The organism is Polaromonas sp. AET17H-212, from assembly GCF_002379085.1.
Taxonomy (GTDB): Bacteria; Pseudomonadota; Gammaproteobacteria; order Burkholderiales; family Burkholderiaceae_C; genus Polaromonas.
In genome coordinates this window covers 1-470 of the sequence record NZ_NBZW01000077.1, presented here as the reverse complement: position 1 = coordinate 470, position 470 = coordinate 1, and the positions used below count along the sequence as shown (strand labels likewise).

The 470-nt window shown below is 58.9% G+C and carries 2 protein-coding genes; both read right to left on the bottom strand.

The window, feature by feature from the left end; all coding sequences use genetic code 11:
- On the bottom strand, positions 1-111 hold a 111-nt coding region (locus tag B7G53_RS23405), incomplete at its 3' end, for a hypothetical protein (RefSeq protein WP_369680292.1).
- Positions 108-470, bottom strand: a 363-nt coding sequence (locus B7G53_RS22700; protein WP_441339016.1) for an ISAzo13-like element transposase-related protein, incomplete at its 5' end; no start/stop codon positions are given. The genes B7G53_RS22700 and B7G53_RS23405, both read right to left, overlap by 4 nt.

Below are 470 nucleotides of genomic sequence, written 5' to 3'. Positions count from 1 at the left end.
ATCCAGGACGTCCACAGTCACTTTCAATCCGGTCGTGGTTTTTGTCTTCTGCATGAACTGTTTGGCGATGCCCACCGTGTGGAAGATAACCCCTTGGCAAGCCCGCGTCACATGGGCGAACAAGCGATGCTCGATTGGGTTGTGCTTGGGAAGCAGTATGGCGGGTAGTGCGCGACACGGATTTCCAGCCCAAGCTGCTCGGCCAGCTTTTGTAGCGCCTCCTTGAACACATGCCGGTTGGAGGCGTTGGAGCCGCCGCCATCGCACAGCAGCAATAGACGGCGGGCGTTGGGGTACTGGTGCACGCCATGCTGCGTCCACCAGTGTGCGATGCTGTCGCAGCAAAACTCGCTGGTGTCCACACTGGTGTTGAGGTGCACATAGCCCTCGTTGCGAGCCAAGTCATACAGACCATGCGGGATCAGTTTGCCCGTCCCCGCACTGGGGAAGTCGTGGTCCAGTGTTTGCAC